The organism is Salinisphaera sp. G21_0 (genome assembly GCF_017744115.1).
Classification (GTDB): Bacteria; Pseudomonadota; Gammaproteobacteria; order Pseudomonadales; family Endozoicomonadaceae; genus Endozoicomonas.
In genome coordinates this window covers 25,808-46,773 of record NZ_JAGHQW010000029.1, presented here as the reverse complement: position 1 = coordinate 46,773, position 20,966 = coordinate 25,808, and the positions used below count along the sequence as shown (strand labels likewise).

19 protein-coding genes and 1 pseudogene are annotated in these 20,966 nt (G+C 49.8%); 14 read left to right on the top strand and 6 right to left on the bottom strand.

The features are described from left to right. Positions 1 to 14: 14 nt before the first annotated feature. Positions 15 to 1,784, top strand: coding sequence for an SGNH/GDSL hydrolase family protein (locus tag J7439_RS14650; protein WP_209202731.1), 1,770 nt, complete (start codon positions 15 to 17; stop codon positions 1,782 to 1,784). A 134-nt stretch (positions 1,785 to 1,918) separates the two neighbouring features. After that, positions 1,919 to 2,965, top strand: coding sequence for an START domain-containing protein (locus J7439_RS14645; RefSeq protein ID WP_209202730.1), 1,047 nt, complete (start codon positions 1,919 to 1,921; stop codon positions 2,963 to 2,965). Between the two features lie 60 nt (positions 2,966 to 3,025). On the opposite strand, the gene J7439_RS14640 is transcribed toward J7439_RS14645, so the two are convergent. The 3 genes and pseudogenes from J7439_RS14640 to J7439_RS14630 all read right to left on the bottom strand — a co-directional run bounded on the left by J7439_RS14640 (position 3,026) and on the right by J7439_RS14630 (position 4,915). After that, a complete protein-coding gene (locus J7439_RS14640; protein WP_209202729.1) occupies positions 3,026 to 4,033 on the bottom strand; it encodes a C2H2-type zinc finger protein in 1,008 nt (335 codons plus the stop codon). A 64-nt stretch (positions 4,034 to 4,097) separates the two neighbouring features. Next, positions 4,098 to 4,274, bottom strand: a pseudogene (locus J7439_RS26540) (OsmC family protein); the annotation flags it as partial. Positions 4,275 to 4,498: 224 nt separating this feature from the next. Then, a complete protein-coding gene (locus J7439_RS14630; protein ID WP_209202728.1) occupies positions 4,499 to 4,915 on the bottom strand; it encodes a hypothetical protein in 417 nt (138 codons plus the stop codon). 72 nt (positions 4,916 to 4,987) lie between these two features. Here J7439_RS14630 and J7439_RS14625 point away from each other — a divergent pair, with 72 nt between their 5' ends. The 6 genes from J7439_RS14625 (at position 4,988) to J7439_RS14600 (ending at position 10,574) form a co-directional block, all read left to right on the top strand. Continuing rightward, the gene (locus J7439_RS14625; RefSeq protein ID WP_209202727.1) at positions 4,988 to 5,539 is read left to right on the top strand and encodes a GNAT family N-acetyltransferase; all 552 of its coding nucleotides are present in this window, start codon (positions 4,988 to 4,990) and stop codon (positions 5,537 to 5,539) included. Between the two features lie 494 nt (positions 5,540 to 6,033). Beyond that, on the top strand, positions 6,034 to 7,350 hold the full coding sequence (locus J7439_RS14620; RefSeq protein ID WP_209202726.1) for a dicarboxylate/amino acid:cation symporter: 1,317 nt from the start codon (positions 6,034 to 6,036) through the stop codon (positions 7,348 to 7,350). 122 nt (positions 7,351 to 7,472) lie between these two features. Then, a complete protein-coding gene (thiE, locus tag J7439_RS14615; RefSeq protein WP_209202725.1) occupies positions 7,473 to 8,117 on the top strand; it encodes a thiamine phosphate synthase in 645 nt (214 codons plus the stop codon). 80 nt (positions 8,118 to 8,197) lie between these two features. Further along, entirely contained in the window at positions 8,198 to 9,493 is a 1,296-nt protein-coding gene (gene hemL / locus J7439_RS14610; protein WP_209202724.1) for a glutamate-1-semialdehyde 2,1-aminomutase, read from the top strand. A gap of 29 nt (positions 9,494 to 9,522) precedes the next feature. Further along, positions 9,523 to 9,912 carry a DUF4019 domain-containing protein gene (locus J7439_RS14605; protein ID WP_209202723.1) on the top strand — a complete coding sequence of 130 codons (390 nt, stop codon included), beginning with the start codon at positions 9,523 to 9,525 and terminating at the stop codon, positions 9,910 to 9,912. Between the two features lie 23 nt (positions 9,913 to 9,935). Continuing rightward, entirely contained in the window at positions 9,936 to 10,574 is a 639-nt protein-coding gene (locus tag J7439_RS14600) for a hypothetical protein (protein ID WP_209202722.1), read from the top strand. 35 nt (positions 10,575 to 10,609) lie between these two features. Here the strand turns inward: J7439_RS14600 and J7439_RS14595 are convergent, their stop codons facing one another. Both J7439_RS14595 and J7439_RS14590 read right to left on the bottom strand, forming a co-directional pair. After that, positions 10,610 to 13,024, bottom strand: a complete 2,415-nt coding sequence (locus tag J7439_RS14595) for a hypothetical protein (protein ID WP_209202721.1) — start codon at positions 13,022 to 13,024, stop codon at positions 10,610 to 10,612. A gap of 93 nt (positions 13,025 to 13,117) precedes the next feature. Further along, entirely contained in the window at positions 13,118 to 13,444 is a 327-nt protein-coding gene (locus J7439_RS14590) for a DUF1820 family protein (protein ID WP_209202720.1), read from the bottom strand. A 382-nt stretch (positions 13,445 to 13,826) separates the two neighbouring features. Here J7439_RS14590 and miaB point away from each other — a divergent pair, with 382 nt between their 5' ends. From miaB to lnt, 5 genes are all read left to right on the top strand, one after another. Continuing rightward, entirely contained in the window at positions 13,827 to 15,176 is a 1,350-nt protein-coding gene (gene miaB, locus J7439_RS14585) for a tRNA (N6-isopentenyl adenosine(37)-C2)-methylthiotransferase MiaB (protein WP_209202719.1), read from the top strand. Positions 15,177 to 15,289: 113 nt separating this feature from the next. Then, the gene (locus tag J7439_RS14580; RefSeq protein ID WP_209202718.1) at positions 15,290 to 16,513 is read left to right on the top strand and encodes a PhoH family protein; all 1,224 of its coding nucleotides are present in this window, start codon (positions 15,290 to 15,292) and stop codon (positions 16,511 to 16,513) included. Beyond that, positions 16,513 to 16,974 (top strand): rRNA maturation RNase YbeY, encoded by a 462-nt coding sequence (gene ybeY / locus J7439_RS14575; RefSeq protein ID WP_209202717.1) that lies wholly within the window; start codon positions 16,513 to 16,515, stop codon positions 16,972 to 16,974. The genes J7439_RS14580 and ybeY overlap by 1 nt, the downstream gene beginning before the upstream one ends. A gap of 85 nt (positions 16,975 to 17,059) precedes the next feature. Further along, a complete protein-coding gene (locus tag J7439_RS14570; protein ID WP_101745588.1) occupies positions 17,060 to 17,902 on the top strand; it encodes a CorC family transporter in 843 nt (280 codons plus the stop codon). Beyond that, a complete protein-coding gene (gene lnt / locus J7439_RS14565) occupies positions 17,902 to 19,458 on the top strand; it encodes an apolipoprotein N-acyltransferase (protein ID WP_209202716.1) in 1,557 nt (518 codons plus the stop codon). Before J7439_RS14570 ends, lnt begins: the two co-directional genes overlap by 1 nt. Before the next feature lie 630 nt (positions 19,459 to 20,088). On the opposite strand, the gene J7439_RS27175 is transcribed toward lnt, so the two are convergent. Continuing rightward, entirely contained in the window at positions 20,089 to 20,364 is a 276-nt protein-coding gene (locus J7439_RS27175) for an RING finger domain-containing protein (RefSeq protein WP_209202715.1), read from the bottom strand. 96 nt (positions 20,365 to 20,460) lie between these two features. Between J7439_RS27175 and J7439_RS14555 the strand changes: the two genes are divergently transcribed. Continuing rightward, positions 20,461 to 20,847 carry a hypothetical protein gene (locus tag J7439_RS14555; RefSeq protein WP_209202714.1) on the top strand — a complete coding sequence of 129 codons (387 nt, stop codon included), beginning with the start codon at positions 20,461 to 20,463 and terminating at the stop codon, positions 20,845 to 20,847. Positions 20,848 to 20,966: the final 119 nt, after the last annotated feature.

The window sequence follows — 20,966 nt, the reverse complement described above, 5'->3', positions numbered from 1 at the left end:
GTCAGGGCCAGATCATGAAAAACTGTTGCTATACACTGATCACCTGCTGCCTGGTTTTGTTTTCCCTGCAAACCAGTGCGCACCATGAACCGAATATAAGCAGTCCTGTATTAATCAAACCTGAGCCATGGAGCCCCCATACCTTACTGGTATTTGGGGACAGCCTCTCAGACAGTCATGGTGATGATTTTCATACACCTGATTCAGCGCTTTCTACCTTCAATCTGCTGAAAACCCTGAGGGGTGATTTCAACCCGATGGTCGAAGAGCCACCCATTGATCTGAGCCAGTTCTTCTCCCGCGCCAGCAGCATCCGGAATATTAAACAAACATTTGCACTTTACCGGATAGAACTTCAGGCAGAAAAACGTGAACAAAGCTTTATCCGGCGACTAATGACCGGGTTGGAAGAGCATGCTGTGAACCAGCTGGAAACACTGCTGACGAACATACTGGCAGGCCTTGAATACATGGAACAGAAGCTGGACAGTCCCCTGCTGGGGGCGGTACAACGCACCACCCGCTTTCTCCGCAATATTCAGCATTCCTATATTGCCCGTCAGATGCCCTCCATCAAAAGTATCAGCAGACTTCTGGCCAATAAGACCGAGGCCCTGGGTGAAATTATCAGGGCAGACCTGTTATCTATGATTCCTGCCGTGGCTGAAGAGACCTTACTGTCAACCACCAGCCAGTTTGCAGACCAAATCCCTCTCCTGCCGGACAGCCAGCACTACGAAAAAGGGAAGTGGACCACCGGCAGAGAGATGGATTTGATGTGGCCCGAGGTGCTGGTCAGAATGATGTCATACCCGAATCAGCACAAAGTGAAACTTGATAACCGGGCCATGGCGGGCAGCTGGGTACTCTGTGCTGAAAGTAAGCTGGGCAGACCCGGTGCCTTCCTGAGTTCTGTGGAGGGGGTCATGGATGCTGTTGTCACGCTCTTTCAGGGCAGCCTTATACCCCCTTGCGAGGGTCTGATTGTGCAGTCCTATCTGAGTGAGCGCAATGGCAAGGTCGGTAAAGACACTTCCAGCCCACTGATCCTGCCGGACACCCTGGTGGTCTTTTTTAATGGCGGTAATGATTTCCTGAATAACTGGCAGGAACCTGACGATATTGCCCAGGAACAGGCACAGGATATTTACAATGTGCTGCAAGCAGGTGCTCAGCGGGTTATCGTGTTTTCACTGCCCGATATCACTTCCACGCCCAGGTTTCTTAACGCCCCCGAACGACAGGAAATGCATGAAAAATGGCGGGTATACAAGGCCAGCCTGAGTATGAGAATCAACCTGCTAAGGGAATCATTTCCTCAGCACTCTGGTTATCGTGTCATGAAGATTGATGGTGAAAAAGTGTTTGAAATTCTGCGAAAAGATCCACAATGGGATTTTGTGCACCCTATTCTGAATATTCCAATACCGGGTATAGATGACGATGGAGAGGTTGAAACAGATCGCCAGGCCCTTATTGCACAAAAGCGAAAAGAGGCTGAACAGCAGCGCAACATTATTACCCGGGAACTGCTAAACAATGCGGCATTTGATGACAGCTGGCACCCCGTCCGCAATCATTTGTCTCAGATAACTCCGGGCAAAACAGCATTTTACAGCGACAGTGTGCATCCGAGTGCAGAGGCTCATTACGCCATTGCAGAACAGGTGTGTCAGATCCTGGAAGACCGGTTTAATATTCCCTGCGATACCAGCAACTACCCTGAGGCACTGGCCATAAAAGAGGCACAACATCGCAAACATCCATTTGTTTTAAGTAATTGAAGCCAGTGTTTCCTGAAAACGATTCATCTGACAATCAGGGCAGATAAAACCGACCAATACTCGACTTGACATTTATTTTTCCTGGGCTTTTATAGTGGCATCGTGCGAGTTGATCAAGACTGTCTGGTTACAAAATGCGAGCATGTCAAGGTAATCCCCAATTTGATGAATACAGTAGTAGATCAATTAGCAGGCCGGGGTCCCAGCGTCAGAATGATGTCGGTACATGGCATACTAATTCAGTTTCTGTAGAAGAAAATGTAGCCCACTCTATTCAAGCCTTACCTGAGGGTGGCAGGCAGGAACCAGCAACAACATCAGCAAACAAGCCATTAGAAGACAGGCAAATATCACAAAGTTTTCAGGTAACACATTCCCCGGATGGGAACGCTGCAACGTGTCCGGTTACCCCTGTCTTTGTTGAATCAAAGGGGCAGATGTACAAGCTGATGCAACTACCCGACTTCGTTAAACTGCGTGACTTCGCCGGGAGCCAGGATGGCAAGTGGACAACAGTATATGAGGATAGCCAGAAAGCTCTTCTCGTGGAGTCCAGGCCAGAGGATCTGAAGCCTGGTGAGAAAGGCACCGGATTCAACATTGTCCGTGCAACTGTCCAGTGGGACGATATTAATCCCGAAACGCTGTTCAACACACTGCATGATGCAGACTACCGCAAAACCTGGGACAAGAAGATGGTTGAGGGGCGCGACATCTGTCAGCTGGATTCCCGGAATGACATTGGATACTACGCAGTGCAACCCCTTTGGCCGATCTCGAAACGTGATTTCTGCAACATGCGCTCCTGGATGGAGTTTACCAACGGTGAGTATATCATTATGAACCACAGCGTGGACCATGCAGACTGTCCTGAGCGGGAAGGGTTTGTAAGGGCTCGCTCATTTATCACTGGGTATTACATGATACCGACCCATTGTGGCGGGACTAAACTGATATTTATCTCGCACTCTGATCCAAAGGGTTCCATACCGGCGTGGCTGGTTAACAACCTCTTGGGCAAGGTGATTCCTGACACTATTACTAACTTGCATGATTGTGCCCTGAAATACGATACCTGGGCTTCAGAGAACCATGGCTCTGATACAAACTATAAATGGCGTACACCAAAGATCAACTGGAACGACTTTACCCGGGAAGTCCAGGATAATTATGATGACTGATCCTTATAAATCCATTAGTGTTATTTTAGATTTGACTCCATGGCAAACCTCTTACCAAATTCACGAACTCTTATTTAAATGATGACGCTCATGTAATTTCATATTTTTCTTTGTGATAAATCTCCTGCCACAACCCACAAACTCACATTTATGTGGTCTCTCCCCCGTATGAAGGCATTGGTGTACTTTCAGATTTTGCCTCGTGGCAAACTTCTTATTGCAATCCACATACTCACATTTATGTGGTTTCTCACCCGTATGAGTGCGCTTGTGTATTTTTAGACTATGCCTCCAGATAAACGCTTTTCTGCAACCCACAAAATCACATTTATACGGTTTATGCTCCGCATGAATGACCTGGTGTCTTTTTAAATCAGGCCTCCTGGCAAATGCTTTTCTGCAACCCTCAAAATCACATTTATACGGCTTATGCCCCGTATGAACGGATTGGTGTGTTTTCAGATCATAATTCCTGGTAAATGCTTTGCCGCAACCAGCAACATCACATTTAAAAGGCTTCAGCCCTTTATGAGTAAGTTGGTGTATTTTCAGATTATTGTTTCGAGTAAATGTTTTACCACAACCATCCCATCTACATCGATAAGTTTTTCTTTCTTTTAACGGCAGGGCTACTTTACTGGGCGGCCGACACTGCTGTTCACTGGCCTGTGATTTTTGCCTATAACATTCAGCCAAGGGGTAAAACTCGTAGCGTTGACTGTTCTGACCCGATCCTGAAAACTGTTGATCCTGTCTGCCAGAAACCTGGTTTGCCAGGGTGGTTAATGTGCATCTTTTCTCGCTGAAGTCTTGAGTGACACACTTTTCTTCGCCGGGCTGACGTTTTATGCCAGGGTAATAAGGCTTGACTTGAGCTTTTACCTGTCGGTTAAAAGATGTTGAAACCGATGCGGTTTGCCCGGAACTGGCCTTGGTTGCTAAAAATTGAGCGATAAGTTCAACTTTCGAGCCGGACTGGTTAGCCGTGACATTTACTGAATTCATGAATTTGTCATCTTTTTTGATTGATACTTGAATTATAACAAATTCATGGTTGTAAGGTTGCATGATGCTTCATCCGGAATGTGGATAAATCATCCGACTTGAGTAGCAGAATGCATTGAAAAGTAATGATGCCCACTTCGGATGTGACCGGGGCAGCTTGCAAAACCACTTTGCTTTCACGGGCAACATGAAGAATGGCGTTTGAGAAGCAGGCAGCATAACCCGCGGCAAACAGCTGCTCAGGATTCGTCGCCGCACCAGTACCACCCATTTCTTTTGGGTAGGACAGCTCCAGACTTAAAATAAGCTGGATCTGACGTATGCCCAATATCTGGTGATGATGGTGTTGTGGGAAAATGAAATGTAAAATCCAGCTTGACCTTGATGAATTAATCACTTTAAAAAAACTGTGCGAAAAAATAGTTGCAACGCTGTAGAACGTTAGCACAAAAAAGGCCTGACACCCCTACAATGCACACTCTCTGCCCTGGAAAGACATACCGGTGCCTTCAGGATGTGACACAACCGTTAAACACTGTGCCGTCGACTCAATGTCTGGCGGGCAACGGCGTTGCCGGGATTATTAGATAACCTGACGTTATTATCTTGATCGTTGGTTTCCAACCACTGATTGATTGAGGTTGCTGTGGGAGTAACGGTGTGATTATCCGCACCCGGGAACAACGCATTCAAACCATTGGTAACATTTCGCACACCATCGACAACCGCCAATAATGAATGGTGGATTGAATACCCACATAAGTAACCCAGGCCTGCGCCAACCGCACTGGAAGCAGCCAACGTCACCAAGCCCGGATCCTGAACTTTTTTAATGCAAATAAGAAACCCTGCGAACACGCCATAGCCTGTAAGTGCTTTTACCAGATTAGGCGTTTCAGCTTGCTGCCCACGAGTAGCAGGCGTATAAGAAATGCTTATGTTCATTATTCTTTTCCTCAGGATCGCGAAAGTCTCAGAGTAGCACAAGAGACAGGCAGTAATTAATTTGGAGGCATTGTGGAGTTTTCAGTTTACCACCCGGGTGACATTGACGAGATCAGACATCTCTTTACCAGGACATTTACTGACTCGGAAAGTGAGACGGAAGGAGCAATAGTCGGCAACCTCGCTTATGAGGTAATGAAGACAACAGACGACAACGACTTGTTTGTTTTTGTTGCCCTGGACCATAGTTGGCAACATGGTGAACAGGTTGCAGGCTGCATTATCTTTTCCCGGTTAACGTTTGACAGTGGTATTGATGCTTTTCTACTGTCGCCGGTTGCTGTCGGCACTGATTACCAGGGTAAAGGTACCGGTCAGGCATTGATCCACTTTGGCCTGCGTACATTAAAAGACAATGGCACAGAGTTGGTATTCACCTATGGTGATCCTGATTACTACTGTCGAACAGGTTTTGCGCCTGTCAGTGAAACCGTGATCAAAGCACCACTGCCGTTGTCCCATCCGGAAGGTTGGTTAGGCCAGTCGCTGGTTAGTAAGGAGATTGAGCCAATCGCTGGCAAACCACACTGTGTCGAGGCGATGAATAAGCCGGAAATCTGGTAATCACGCAACAGGGAAGTCAATGTCTGCCGCTGACAGGAATGATGTCATACGATCGTACAAAATAGCCATGGTAGCAGGCACAGCATCACGGATGATTTTCTCCACGGCATAAGCCGTTGCAACATTCTCAGGCCAGGGCTTGCGAAACCTCAGCGCTGATATCCAAGCATGGTGACAACATGCCAGGCCTCCAAAACTTCACACAAGTGCTTTGGCAACATTAAGCGAATAATGGCTGAAATACTTTTCCGAGGGACATCAAAAGAACACCCCCTACTCGCCTGAAACCGGCTGGTTATGCCTTCGATTGAGCAAATCCGGCCCTGATCACGGCTTCAGGAAATCCGATAATTTTCAACTAAAATAAGGATTTACCATAAGGAAATAGCATTTTTTCATCTTTGTCGGGAACTTGTTACTGATAAAGCGTTCCAATTAAGTAAGGGGGCATAAGTCAGCAGAGCCGTTTCACTTTCATATTGAGAGGAGAATGTATGATGCAGAAAAATTTAGCCCCTCAAATACTGATAGCCCTGATACTGGGAATGGCCACTGGCATCATCATCCAGTTGGCTGCCTCTCCCGAAGGCATTATCCAGAAATACCTGGTCAGTGGCCTCTTTCATGCCGTTGGTGTGATGTTCGTGGCAATGATAAAAATGCTGGTTGTCCCCCTTATTTTTGTCTCCATAGCCCACGCTGTGTGCAGCATTAACGACATCACCCAGGTCGGTAGACTGGGGGTTAAAACCTTTGGCATCTATCTAGGCAATACATTTTTTGCCATCCTGTCAGCCATTGTTATTACATTGATGGTGGCACCGGGGACCGGTGCCAATCTTGGCCACGTTGGCCAACTGGTTCGCTCTGGCCAGTCGGAACTCCCTTCACTGCTGAATATGATTATTAACGTGGTCCCAGTGAACCCCTTTCAGGCGCTGGTAGAAGGCAATATTCTGCAAATCCTGTTTATGGCAATCATTACCGGGATTGCCATAAAGAAGCTGGAAAACCACGAAACCCACAGTGTCAGCAATGCTATTTCCCTGGCCAACAGCGTGATGATGAAACTGATTGGCATGGTGATGAGCATGGCTCCTATCGGGGTTTTCTTTCTGACCGCCAAACTGGCTGCCACACTAAACGGCAGCAGCATTTTAAGTGTGTTGTCCTATGTGCTGACCTGCCTGCTCATTATGTGCCTCTGGCTGTTTGTTATTTATCCGGTGCTGATTGGGCTGGTGATTAAACGTTCCCCGCTGGTGTTTATCCGTCACACCCGTGAGCAGGTCATTTTTGCCCTTTCTACCGCCAGCTCTAACGCCTCCATCCCCATTACTTATCAGACACTGATCGAAAAGTTCCAGGTCCCGGCACATATCGCCGGTTTCACGGTTCCCCTGGGAGCCACCATTAATATGTCCGGTTCTGCTATCTATATGAGCGTTGCCGCCCTGTTTGTGGCCAATGCCTGGCATATTGACCTGAGCCTTCTGGAAATGGGCACCATGGGCTTCACCACCTTCCTTCTGGCCGTTGCTACTGGCGGTATACCCGGCGGTGCAGCAGTCTCCACCGGAGTACTGTTACACACCATGGGGCTACCCGTTGAAGCCATGGCGATTATTCTGGCGACTGACCGGATTACCGATGCTGGCTGCACGGTCACCAATGTTGTTGGCAATACGGTTGCCGGCATTCTCTGCTCAGTGGGTGAAGCCCACCCTGAAGCCAGCGAAGATAGCTCAACAATAAGTGAGAGTGTTGCCATCGATTCTGATGCGTTACCGGGCAAACCTGATGTTTGTTAGAACACATTTTTTTCCACGGAATATGATGAATACTGGTCTTATGGTTAATAATGAACGTCCATTAAAGACAAGGACGATAAACTGGTATAATCTGCCGAATATTTAATAATTGGGTATGGACCATGCATCGATTTCACGGCCTGTACGGTATTACCGATAGTCAACTGCAACCTGATGACAGAATACTGTTCGAAACGGTAGAGCAGGCTCTGATGGGCGGTATGAAAATCTTGCAATACCGCGATAAAAGCCTTGATTCCGGTAAAAGACTGCGACAGGCCGGGGCATTGAAGGTTCTCTGCCATCAGTACCAGGCCATGCTGATCATCAACGATGACGTTGAGCTGGCTCTTGATGTGGAAGCCGACGGCGTTCACCTTGGCCAGCAGGATGACAGTATTGCCGATGCCAGAGCCCGGCTGGGTGATTATGCCATTATCGGCATCAGCTGTGAGGGCTCTCTGGAAAAGGCAAAAGCGGCTGTTGAACAGGGTGCCAACTATATTGCCCTTGGCAAGTTTTTCCCCTCCCGAACCAAACCCGATGCTAAAAATGCCGAGCTTGCCATTCTGTCACAGGCACGGGAAATGTTTGACCTGCCCATCGTCGCCATTGGCGGCATTACCACGGACAATGCGTCTGAGGTGATTTCTGCCGGTGCTGATATGGTTGCCGTCGTTAATAACCTGTTTGCGGCACAGAATATTCGGGATCGAGCCCGGAATTTTATAGCTCTGTTTAACGATACACAGCGTAAAGCTGTTTAACCTTCCACAGTTGCACAATAAAGAATAGCGGCCAAAACCCCGGGTTTAAGCCGCACAGCCTATGTTAAGGAATTGCCACCATGTCTCGTTCTGAACAACTTTTTTACGATGCCCAGACGGTCATCCCCGGGGGAGTAAACTCACCGGTCAGAGCATTTAAAGGAGTTGGCGGCAAGCCCATCTTTTTTAAAAAAGCCCGTGGCGCGCATCTTTATGATGTGGATGGCAGGGAATACATTGACTACATCGGCTCCTGGGGTCCCATGATCCTCGGCCACAACCACCCGGATGTGATCGCTGCCGTGCGTGATCAGGCCCTGGCTGGCATGAGCTTTGGTGCACCCACGGAGCTGGAAACCCGCCTCGCCAAGATGGTACGGGCGATGGTACCTTCCATGGAGCTGCTGCGCATGGTCAACTCCGGTACTGAAGCGACCATGAGTGCCATTCGTCTGGCCCGGGGCTTTACCGGTCGTGACCGAATCGTCAAGTTTGAAGGCTGCTACCACGGCCACTCCGACTCCCTGCTGGTAAAAGCAGGTTCCGGTGCCCTGACCCTGGGTGTGCCCAATTCACCGGGAGTGCCCGCTGCGCTGGCGGAAAAAACCATTACCCTGACCTACAACAACCTTGCCGAGGTGGAAGAAACCTTCCAGCAGGCAGGCAATGAAATTGCCTGTATCATCATTGAACCGGTGGCTGGCAACATGAACTGCATTCCACCCGTTCCCGGTTTTCTGGAAGGCTTGCGCAAGCTGTGTGATGAATACGGCACTGTTCTTATATTTGATGAAGTCATGACCGGTTTCCGGGTTGCACTGGGTGGTGCCCAGGCCTATTACGGCGTAACGCCGGATCTGACGACACTGGGTAAAATTATTGGCGGTGGTCTGCCCGTGGGTGCTTTTGGTGGTCGCAGGGAGATTATGGAGCATCTGGCACCACTGGGTCCTGTCTACCAGGCCGGAACACTCTCGGGCAACCCGCTGGCCATGGCTGCCGGTCTGGCCACACTGGAAAATCTGTCTACCCACGGCTTTCACGAATCCCTGACGGAGAAAACCGCGTTACTTCTGCAAGGTCTCAGAGAAAAAGCAGAAGCCGCCGGTATTCCTTTTACCACATCCCAGGTAGGCGGCATGTTTGGTCTATTTTTTACCGACCAGAATCATGCCGACAATACCATAGACAGCTTTACCAAAGTGATGGCCTGTGACACCGGGCGCTATGCCAAATTCTTCCATGGTATGCTGGATAATGGCGTATACTTGGCACCCTCAGCATTTGAGGCAGGATTTATATCCATAGCCCATGGTCAGGCAGAGCTGGACGCTACATGGAGTGCGGCAGAGAAAGCATTCGCCCGATTATCCTGAGCCCGGAAGCCTGATCTCCGGAGTATTGTATGAAATGGGTTACTGTGTTCTTAATGAGCGTCTGTTCAACGCTGGTTTATGCTGACAGTTCGCTTGAGACATCCACCGAGTGGCTGACACTTCTTGATGCCATGGCATATCGGGATGGCTGGAATGCAGCATCCCCCTTTCTGCAATCACAGGTTACTGAGTATGAGTGGGCAACCTCTGTTCAAGCAGTCCGAAATCCGTTAGGAGCACTGACTGCCCGCCATTTGATCACGTCAACTGATCACCATGAGCTGGCAGCGGTACCGGACGGCCAGTACCGGATACTGACCTTTAAATCCAGCTTTGAAAATAAAGCCACCGCTATCGAAACGGTCGTACTATCAAAGGGAACCGGGCAGTGGCTTCCCGCTGGATATTTTATTAAATGACTGGTTAAGCAATTTTGCAAACAATGAGTTCTCTGGCTATTTCTGATGCCGTGCTGGCCTTTGCCTGCCTTTTTGCTGTTTTTCTTATGGCACAGCAAAAGAGTTTCGCTGACGTTCATCGCTTTTCTGCCACTGCTGCATTGCTGGGATTCCTGCTAATGGCACTGGCATCCATCACTGGTAGCGTACGTTATGGTATCTCCAGCGCATGGTCAGGCCCCCACGAGATGCTGGTGAATGCTGCCATGTTTCTTGCGCCGCCTCTGACCGGCATTGCCACCTGTCTTGGCGTTAGCGTCAGCAGCTGGAGTCGGGCCGCCTGGGGCAGGCTGATATTGGGTGTGTGCGTGGTTTACGAAGTCTGTCGGTGGTACGGTTTAGACATTATTTACCGTGACCTGCAAATGGCCGTGCTGCTGATTTTCGCGTCATTTCTGCTATTGCGTTCATCGGTGGAGTCCGGTCCGAAGTGGCTGATCATCGCTTCTGTTACCAGCTATTTTACCGGCGCGCTGATCATCGGTACTGAAGGCACACTGGCTGGCTATCTGAGGCTGGATTTATTCCGATACCTGATTGGACTGGGCAACCTGCTGTTGAGCAGCGGCCTGTATCTGCTCTTTAAAAACCGGTATCAAAACGACAAGCAACTATCGGCCTGAGCCTTATCAAGCCGGAAACCAAAGCAATATCACGCTCACAGGTAATACAGAGGATCGGCAATACGTTTTAACGCAAAAAACTCATGCCCCTTGTCATCATAAATTTTTCTTAGCTTGTGGCTGCTGACCAGGCCACTCAACTCAGAAAAAACATGGCCAAAACCGGAGCATCCGGAACGCAGGCGCTTGCAGGCCTCAGCGTCCTTTTTTTGCTCCGGGTTCTGATGGTGCCGCTGAATCAGCATCTCCTGCAACCGGCCACTGAGGATACGCTTCTCTATGGGCTGTACCAGGTAACAGGCCATGGCCCGGGAGACCCAGTCCAGGGCAAAGTGCAGCATTTGCCATTTTGCCTCCTTCTCATGATTCAGCTTGTCACCGGCCAGGATGACCGCGTTCATCTGCTCGGGAAAAATACACTGCCGCAAATAGAACCAGGCCGCATCTTCGCAAACACGCCCATAGACCCGGTCCTGCATCAGCCACTGTTCAATACACAACTTCTCACTGACAAGATCACTTTTGTTCCGATGGGCATTAATCTCCCGAATAAACTTCTGAACCATCAAATCACTATCGCTGAAGCGTCCCTCCCTTGGCATAAACAGCTGCCGTGGGGGCGTTGTCCCGGCCACCTTCTCAGGCGCTGGCCTCAAAAGTGTAACAGGTGAAAGTTGGTCTACCTGTACCGTTTCCGGGGGCTTATCCGGATGTGCGCTGTCTTCAGAATCTGATTGTTCAGGCAAATCAGACACCGACGGCAAATGCCTCGGCTCAACCAGCCGGGAAACTTCAGGTGTTTGCTCCGTATCCGGGCTGCGCTGCTTCGGGGCAACCACGTCCCCTCTGAACTCGGTCCTGCTGCGCTGACGTGGTTTTCTTTTTTTCCTGCTTTTCGTGCTGTCAGCTTCAACGACAACCGGCGTTTTAACAGCATCTGACGCCGCAGTACTGGTTACGGCAGGAATATTTAACTCACAGATTTCAATTAATGAATCCAGCCTTCGCCCGAGGGACTCTGGCAAACCGGGTAAGCTGCGCAGCTGTTGATACAGTTCCCGGGACTTTTCAAACCGACCAAAACCCAGGTTAATATCACCCGCATCTTTGAGCAGCAGCGGGGACAAGCCACTGTCTGCCGCATTAGCCAGATGTATAAGGGCGATCAGGGGATGTTTTTCAAACCCTGTGGAACAAAGGTACATTAGCCCTTTGGTCAACTTCATGAGCCCAATGACAAAGCGTGACTCCTTCGCCTCAAGATGTTGCTCGAAGTACTTATATAGTTTTCTTCTCGTATCCCCCTTGCCTGCATCCTTGAATACCCCGCCAAGCAGATTATTTATTGTGCCTTTCGATACCCGCAACTTCGCCCCCGATTCCTCAAACACTTGCTTGAGATCGTTATGGTTATAGCGGTTGCGCCTGGAGCGAAGTTCGAGCCTGCCTCCTTCCTGTCGGGAACGAATAATGTCACTCCAGTCCAAAGTAATGATCTGCCTCAGCACTTCCGGATAGTCAGCAAATGGTTTGAACTCAGGTTTGGTGTTAGCACCCATTAACAGCCCCCCCAAATCCATCATAAACAAGTCCCGTGGCGTCATTTTTTCAAGACAGCTATTGAAGTTTTTGTTAGTCAGCTTGAGGAGGGTAGTGAATACATCCATCAGCTCCCGGGCAAAAGTCCGTTCCAACATAATCATTTCATTGCTCCGATTCAGGAACGGGACCAGCAGACGCGGGATAAGAAAGGGTGAAACCAGCAGCAGCTTATCCGTATTACAACTCAGCTTCACCAGCAGCCAGGCGGCGGGAAAAAATTCAGTCTCCCGGACCAACTGAGCAAGCTCCTGCACCTGCTCATAATCCATAGAAGATGGTGACTGTCCGGAAATCAGCAAATATAGCTCAACAGCCCTGAGATAAAGGTCGAGAAAATCCTTATCAATATTCTTAAGCTTTGCCAGGATGGGTTCAGTGGCTTCAGGCTCCCCGGCATATTGAAAAGCCAGAAATCCTGACAACAGAAAATTGCATTTCATACCATTACTGACGAAGGGAGACAGTTGATCTTCTTCATCACAAATGCATTCAGCTAAAATGTGCATTATCGCCCGGCTATCGAAGGGGTGCGATGTACCAAAGGCGGACATTACCGCGACCACTTTTTCCCGGCTCGATAAATGGTTGTTCTTTTCGCTGTTAACCGGATTTCCCATTAACAGCCCGGGGCCATGATCAGCAACAACGTTTGCAGCCCTGCGGGGAGCAGCGTCAGGGAGCGTAGCATCAGGGAGCCCTGAACATGCCGGTGATGAGACATTAACCACTGCCAACTCCCGTCCCCACACTATGGCTGGGGCAGAACCAGAAGCAGACATCGCATCACTGTCCCCGGGGACAGCACTGCCAACTTCCAGTGACTTAAGAGAATCTGACAGTGAATCCATAATATCCCCCCACTACCGGCACAGGCCAGAGGATGGCAGTGCTGATGCCATGGATGCGAGCTGTGCATAAGACTGCCTAACCAGCGGTGAAGTTCAGTCCCTGCTGGGAATATGGGGCATCACGGGGAAGGGGCGGACATTATCACCCTGTGCTTCGGAAACCTTGCCGGTTCCCTCTTTTTCCACCTCATCAATACGAATAATGGTATTCAGTGGAATGTAACTGCGTTTTACCCCTTCAAAAGCTGCCTTCAGTTTCTCTTCGCCCGGGTCAACCAGTAGCTGACTGCGCTCACCGAAGACAAACTCCTCAACCTCAATGAAGCCCCAGAGTTCACTCTGGAAGATCTGTCGGGCGTAGATTTCAAACACTTCGCCCTGATTTTGAAAAATCACACGGAAAATGGGGGTTTTCGCCATTAGGTTCTAGTACCACGTTAATTCTGCCCAAACGTTTTACGGCTTGAGCTGACCATAGGATTTCAGGGCGCAGATCATAACACAAAGCCTGACCGCAATGGTTTGCTTAAATACACTGGAATGTACAAATCTGACCGGATCGATCATTCGTCATCCCACGCCCGAACTCTGCAATGACCACAATACAATCTATGCAATCACGGTTTAACCGGGCTCATCCTTGACTATCCTCCATGGTGCAGGGTAGCTATAATGCCCGGTTTATGAACAACAGGCTTAGCCTCGCTGAAGGTTTGAGCCCCCCAGGAGATTGTCCGGGAATAACGCCTGCAGGGCTGATTATTCCCGGACAGCCTCCCGGCACAAGCCAGTAAAGTGTGAAATGAGCAAAAAACTGTATATCAAAACCCATGGTTGCCAGATGAACGAGTACGATTCCGCCCGTATGGCTGATCTGCTCGGCGAAACCCATACCCTGGAGCTGACGGACAATCCGGAAGAGGCGGATGTCCTGCTGGTAAACACCTGTTCCGTGCGGGAAAAAGCCCAGGAAAAGTTGTTTCACCAGCTGGGTCGCTGGCGAAAACTGAAAGAGAAAAACCCGGACCTGATCATCGGCGTTGGCGGCTGCGTTGCCAGCCAGGAAGGTGATGAGATCCGTAAACGGGCCCCCCAGGTTGATGTGGTGTTTGGCCCACAGACCCTGCACCGTTTGCCGGAAATGATTGATGCCAGCCGGGCCAACCATATTCCCGTAGTGGACGTTACCTTCCCGGAAATTGAAAAGTTTGACCGTTTGCCGGAACCCAGTGTGGATGGTCCAACGGCGTTTGTTTCTATTATGGAAGGCTGTGACAAGTACTGCACTTACTGCATCGTTCCTTATACCCGTGGTGCGGAAATCAGCCGCCCCATGGATGACGTTATTGCTGAATGTTATGGCCTGGCGGAAAAAGGCGTTCGGGAAATCAACCTGCTGGGGCAGAACGTCAACGCCTATCGTGGTGAAAAACACGATGGTACGGTCTGTGACCTGGCAGAATTGATCACGGTGGTGGCTGCCATTGACGGGATTGACCGTATCCGCTTTACCACCTCTCACCCACTGGAGTTTTCAGACAGCCTGGTCAATGTCTACGCCGAAGTTCCCGAGCTGGTCAGCCATCTGCACCTGCCGGTACAGAGTGGCTCTGACCGGGTCCTGCAACTGATGAAACGGGAGCACACCGCAGCAGACTACCTGAAGAAAATACGACAGCTGCTGGCTATACGCCCTGACCTGAAGCTCTCCTCAGACTTTATTGTCGGCTTCCCGGGAGAAACCGATCAGGACTTTGCAGACACCATGAACCTGATTGCGGAAGTGGGCTTTGATGCCTCGTTCAGTTTTATCTTCAGCAAGCGCCCCGGTACTCCCGCAGCCGATATGGAAGACAATGTTCCCGAGGAAGTGAAGAAACAACGCCTGCAGATTTTGCAGAACCGCATTAATCAGCAGGTTATTCAGATCAGCCGTCGTCTGGTTGGCAGTACCCGGAAGATTCTGGTGACCGGTTATTCCAGGAAAGATCCGGGGCAATTATCAGGGCGTACCGAGTGCAACCGGGTAGTGAATTTCCAGTGTGCTGACCCTCGCCTGATTGGCCACTTTGCGGATGTCGAGATTGTTGAAGCGTTGCCGCACTCCCTGCGTGGCACGCTGATCAGTTCCGAACTGGACAGCGTGGCCTGAGAAGAAGAGGCGTAATGCCTCTTTTTCTCAGAGGGAACCCTGACTGGCTTACATTCAGAGACCATCGTAATATCTTACCTGAATCCACTTGCAGTAAAGGCTAAACACTGACTTTGAATACCAAAACACAAGGACAGGACTCTTCCGGAAGTAACAACGCCTCTGGCCATAACGCCACTGATCAAAACGTCTGCCGCTTCTCTCTTGAGCCTGATGAGCCACAGAGGTTCGCCGAACTCTGTGGGCAATTCAACCAGCACCTGAAACAGATCGAAGAACGTCTCAGCGTCACCATCCGTCATCGCGGTAATGTCTTTGCCATCCATGGTGAAAATGGCCGTGCTGAGGTAGCGGGCGAAGTAGTCAGGCGACTGTTCAGAGAAACCGGTAAGGACGAACCCCTCAGCCCGAACACGGTTCACCTGTTCCTGCAGGAATCGGCCATTGAGTGGATACACGAAGAACCCGAAGACAAGCTGATCTCACTGCGTACCCGCAAAGGCCTGATTACGCCCCGGGGTCCTAACCAGCAAAGTTATGTAAAGTCGATTCTTCAGCACGATATCAATTTCGGTATTGGCCCTGCGGGCACCGGGAAAACCTACCTGGCCGTTGCCGCTGCGGTACAGGCCCTGGAAGAAGAACAGATCCGTCGCATTCTGCTGGTGCGTCCTGCGGTGGAAGCGGGGGAAAAACTGGGCTTTCTGCCTGGCGACCTGTCCCAGAAAATCGATCCTTATCTCAGGCCGCTCTACGATGCCCTTTATGAAATGCTGGGTTTTGAGCGGGTTGACCGACTGATAGAGAAAAATGTTATTGAAGTTGCCCCGCTGGCCTATATGCGGGGTCGTACACTCAATAATTCATTTATTATTCTTGATGAGTCCCAGAATACCACTCAGGAGCAGATGAAGATGTTCCTGACCCGTATCGGCTTTGGCTCTACCGCAGTGATTACCGGTGATATCACCCAGGTTGACCTGCCCAGGGGGACACGCTCCGGTCTGGCCAGTGCCATTGAAGTCCTCAAAGGGGTTGACGGTATCGGCTTTACCTGGTTTAACGCCAAGGATGTGGTACGCCATCCCCTGGTACAACGGATCGTGCAGGCCTATGACCGTTTCGACAAACTGACCCAGGAGCAGTCAACAGGAAAGCATTCCCGACAGGGTAAGCAACCTTCTGCTCACCAATCTGCGCGCGCTCATCCGGCTGAAGGCTCTTTACCCGCTGAGGGCTCTTTACCCGCTGAGGGCTCTTTACCCGCTGAGGGCTCTTTACCCGCTGAAGGCTCTTTACCAGCTGAAGGCTCTTCATCACCCAAAGGCGCACAATAATGGCCTCGGTTCATATCGATGTGATGATTAACAGCCGCAGCACACAGCTTCCCGAACAGAGTGATCTGGAAAAGTGGGCCGCAGCTGCCGTTGGCCAGCACCGTCAGGAAGCTGAAATCAGCCTCCTGATCGTCGATGAAGATGAAGGTGCCGAGCTGAACCGGCAATGGCGGGGCAAGGAAGGGCCGACCAATGTACTGTCCTTTCCTTCCGATCTTCCTGCCGAACTGGAGTTGCCATTACTGGGTGATTTGATTATCTGCGTCCCGGTTGTTGAGCAGGAAGCTATTGAGCAGAAAAAAAGTCTCAATTCCCACTGGGCTCATATGATGGTTCATGGCACACTTCACTTGCTTGGCTACGATCACATTGACGATCAGGAAGCCGAAAAAATGGAGTCTCTGGAGACGGAAATTCTTGGTCAGCTCGGCTATCCTGATCCCTATCAGGACAGAGAGTAATCCTGACAGGCTTTGGATCACGTTTAACACATTCATCAGTAAACCGCCCACCGGGAGGTGGGCATAGCCGTGAAGACAGAGGGCAATGAGCGACGACCATTCGACGGAAGATCATCCGTCACCATCATGGATGGACAAACTGACCAGCATATTTCACCAGGACCCCAAAGACCGCAACGCGCTTCTGGGCATACTAAGAGATGCCGGAAGCCGGGGCATGCTGGATGATGAAGCGCTGAGCATCATCGAAGGCGCTGTTCAGGTCGCGGACATGCAGGTTCGTGAAATCATGATCCCCCGCTCCCAGATGGTCTGTGTGGATGAAGACCAGAACCCGGAAGAGTTCCTCCCCCAGGTTATTGAGTCGGCCCACTCCCGCTTCCCGGTTATTGGCGATACCAAAGATGAAGTTATCGGTATTCTGCTGGCCAAGGATTTGCTGCCGTTGATTCTTAACACCGGGGGCAAATTCAATATCAAGAACCATTTACGACCAGCGACTTTTATCCCGGAAAGCAAACGCCTGAATGTTTTGCTCAGGGAGTTTCGCACCAACCGTAACCACATGGCTATCGTTATTGATGAATTTGGTGGAGTGGCCGGACTGGTCACCATTGAGGATGTGCTTGAGCAGATTGTTGGTGATATCGAGGATGAAACCGATGTTGATGAAGATACCTTTATCAAACCGGCGGATGACCTTGAACACGCGTTTATTGTCAAAGCGCTGACGCCCATTGAAGACTTTAACGAGCAGTTTGCCACCAGGTTCCCGGATGATGAGTTTGATACCATTGGTGGTATCGTCATGCAGGAGTTTGGCCACATGCCAACCCGCAATGAATCCGTGGAAATTTCCGGTTTCCGCTTTGATGTACTGAACGCCGATGGTCGTCGGATTCGACTGTTGCGGGTAACCCCCTGCTGATGCCTGCTGCGACGTCCCGTTCATCTCTTCAGGTTGTGCGCTACCTGCTGTCGCTGGCCGCGGGTGCGGCCGTGCCCCTGGGCTTCAGCCCTTTTGACTTCTGGCCAGTTCCCATGCTGGCTGTTGCCATTATCTTTCTGTTGACCCGAACATTACCCATCAAGACCGCAACAATGTGCGGTTTTCTTTTTGGTGTCGGGATGTTTGGGGTCGGCACATCGTGGATATACGTCAGTATCCATGAATTTGGGGCCGCTTCCCCCATGCTGGCCGGACTGCTGACCGGGCTTTTTGTCCTGGGCATTTCCGCCCTGATGATCATGCCGGCCTTCCTGCTTTACAGCTGGCTTAACCAGCGAAAAGCCGGGGCACTGCCACCCTGGCAGCAGGCACTGATGTTTTCAGGCCTCTGGGTGCTGTTTGAGTGGGTGCGCAGCTGGTTGCTGACTGGCTTTCCGTGGCTGTTATCAGGCTATGCACTTCTGGACACGCCCTTTGCTGCGCTGGCTCCCGTTATCGGAACCTATGGCTTAAGCCTGCTGATGGTAGCCACAGCCTGCCTGTTGTTTGCCCTGATTATTCCGGCTAAACAGCAGCGAACACCCAATATTATTGCTTTATTCATCGCCCTGGTATGTTGGGGACTTTCGTGGCCGCTCAACAATATTGCATGGACAGAAAAAACCGGCGATATTTCCTTCAGCGCAGTACAGGGAAATATCCCCCAAAACCTGAAGTGGGACCCTGACTTTATTCACACCACCATCATTAATTACATTGGCCTGAGTGAAGACCAATGGCAGCAGGAATTGATTATCTGGCCGGAAAATGCCATTCCACTGTTTTATAACCGTGCCCGGGGCTTGATGGCTCAGTTGGACAGAATGGCTCGTCAGAATAACAGTACTTTAATTCTTGGCATGCCAGTTGATGATAATGCTGGCAGCGAAACCCGTTACTTCAACAGTATTCTGTCTCTGGGAGAAGGCTATTTACCCTCAGAGGGCCCTGGCCGCTACGACAAGCAGAAGCTGGTGCCATTTGGTGAGTATGTTCCCATGGAGTCCCTGTTGCGCGGGTTGATTGATTTCTTTAACCTGCCCATGTCTGAATTCTCCCGTGGAGACTCAGACCAAACCTTACTTAAGGCGGGCGAGGTAACCATTGCCCCTTATATTTGTTATGAGGTGGTCTACCCGGACTTTGTTGCACAAATGGCGCAAGAGAGTGGGCTGCTGATTACCATCAGCAACGATACCTGGTTTGGCAAATCCATTGGCCCTGTCCAGCATTTCCAGATTGCCCGGATGCGAGCGCTGGAAACCGGGCGCTTTATGATCCGGGCCACCAATGACGGCATTACCGCCCTGATTGATGAAAAGGGACGTGTGGTAAAAACCATTCCGCGCTTTACCCATGGCGTTTTGTCAGCAACCGCGGAGGTTCGCGAGGGTCAGACACCATTTATGATGTACGGCTCCTGGCCGGTGTTACTGCTAAGCTTGCTTCTGATTTCTCTGCCGCTGTATGTTAACCCCCGAAAAAGAAGTCAGTGATGCCGTGTAGGCAGACCACTCAGGGTAGGCATTAAGCGGCTACTCCCTCTTCGGGAAGTTAAAGATGGAACCACGAAGGACACAAAGAGCACGAAGGAAAAGAAAATCTCTTCTTTGTGCTCTACGTGACTTTCGTGGTTCCATCCGAAAGCCATTGAAAATGGTAATGTCCACCCTAAGAGGCAGACCTACCCTCCCCCGGACAGCCCCTCAGGGGGCCATTGTCTTCCCAGGAGGACTTCCCTGGTTAAATCCACCTCCTGCTGAAATTGTTCAAACGCAGCGATAAGTTCAAACGTAACAGCTCACCATGCCATAATCCCTACATCGCATATTTCAGCCTCTATGGAAAACCTGAAAGAGAAGGAATGCAATATTTATGAATCTGTAAGTATCTTTTTTTGGCTCAGTTCCACGAGCAGTTTGAATTTGAACAAACCAAGGTTCTTATAGAGTCAAAAGGCGGGATTTTAACAAAACTGGAAGAGCAGGAGATATTGCTGATGTGTTAACACTGATGTTTTAACGGCAACTGTCAGAATAAGCAAGGTTTATGGGGTACGGGACTCATTTCTTTCGCCATATGCTGCATCAGCCACGACAATCATCAATGGAACAACAGCCGAGCGATTATTCGTCAAAATAGCTGGGCCAAAACAGTTTAATCATTTTTTTCGAAATAATTACCAAACGTTCAGGCAATGGGATAGCTTTTATCTCTTTTATATCATTATCAGTTAGTTGTTTATGACAGAGAGTGCAGGTTTTTTGGTTATGACTTTCCAACCTGTTCAGTAGGCACGATCTGCCAAATGCATGCCCGCATGTCAGGTGAATGATTTCGCATTTCTTTGAGTCAAGACATATTGAACAGTTAACACCGTCAACCCGTATAAAATTGTCCATTTCAAAACACTCATAAAAAACAATCCCGGCTGCTTTGTCCTGGCCACCGAAGATGCATACGAATCCTCACCTCAACGTTATATTCCGCCGGAACTCGTGTACACCAAACATTACCATGCATTCGTAAACAGGATTTTGCTCGAGACGTATGAGGCAAAGGCTCTTCGTCAGGCGAAAGCAGCGGAAATGAATTCAGAAAATGGTGTTATTTACCGGTTAAACCAGTTGCTGGCAAAACTGCCTGAACAGCGGGATAGTTATCTGGATTCGATCAACAAAATTACACGTCAGCAACAACAGCGAATACTCAAATGTCCTTGTAATTTCTGGCCAGATGAAATCTTTAATTTGCACATTAGTAATGGCTTATTTGAGGAAGTTGGCAGAATTTTCGAAAGTATCAAATGTGAAGTAGAAAATAATAAATTGGAGATGATTTGCTGGCATGTTTATCGCCAGGATATCCCCCCTGCGCCAGAATAGTTGTCGCCTCTCCTGAATGTAAGTACCTGACTTATCAAGATGCTCATAAACACTGATCGGAGGAATCAAGCAGAGCCTGATTGCCCTCGGCTGATTCCTGATAAGTCAGTCAAAGGGTC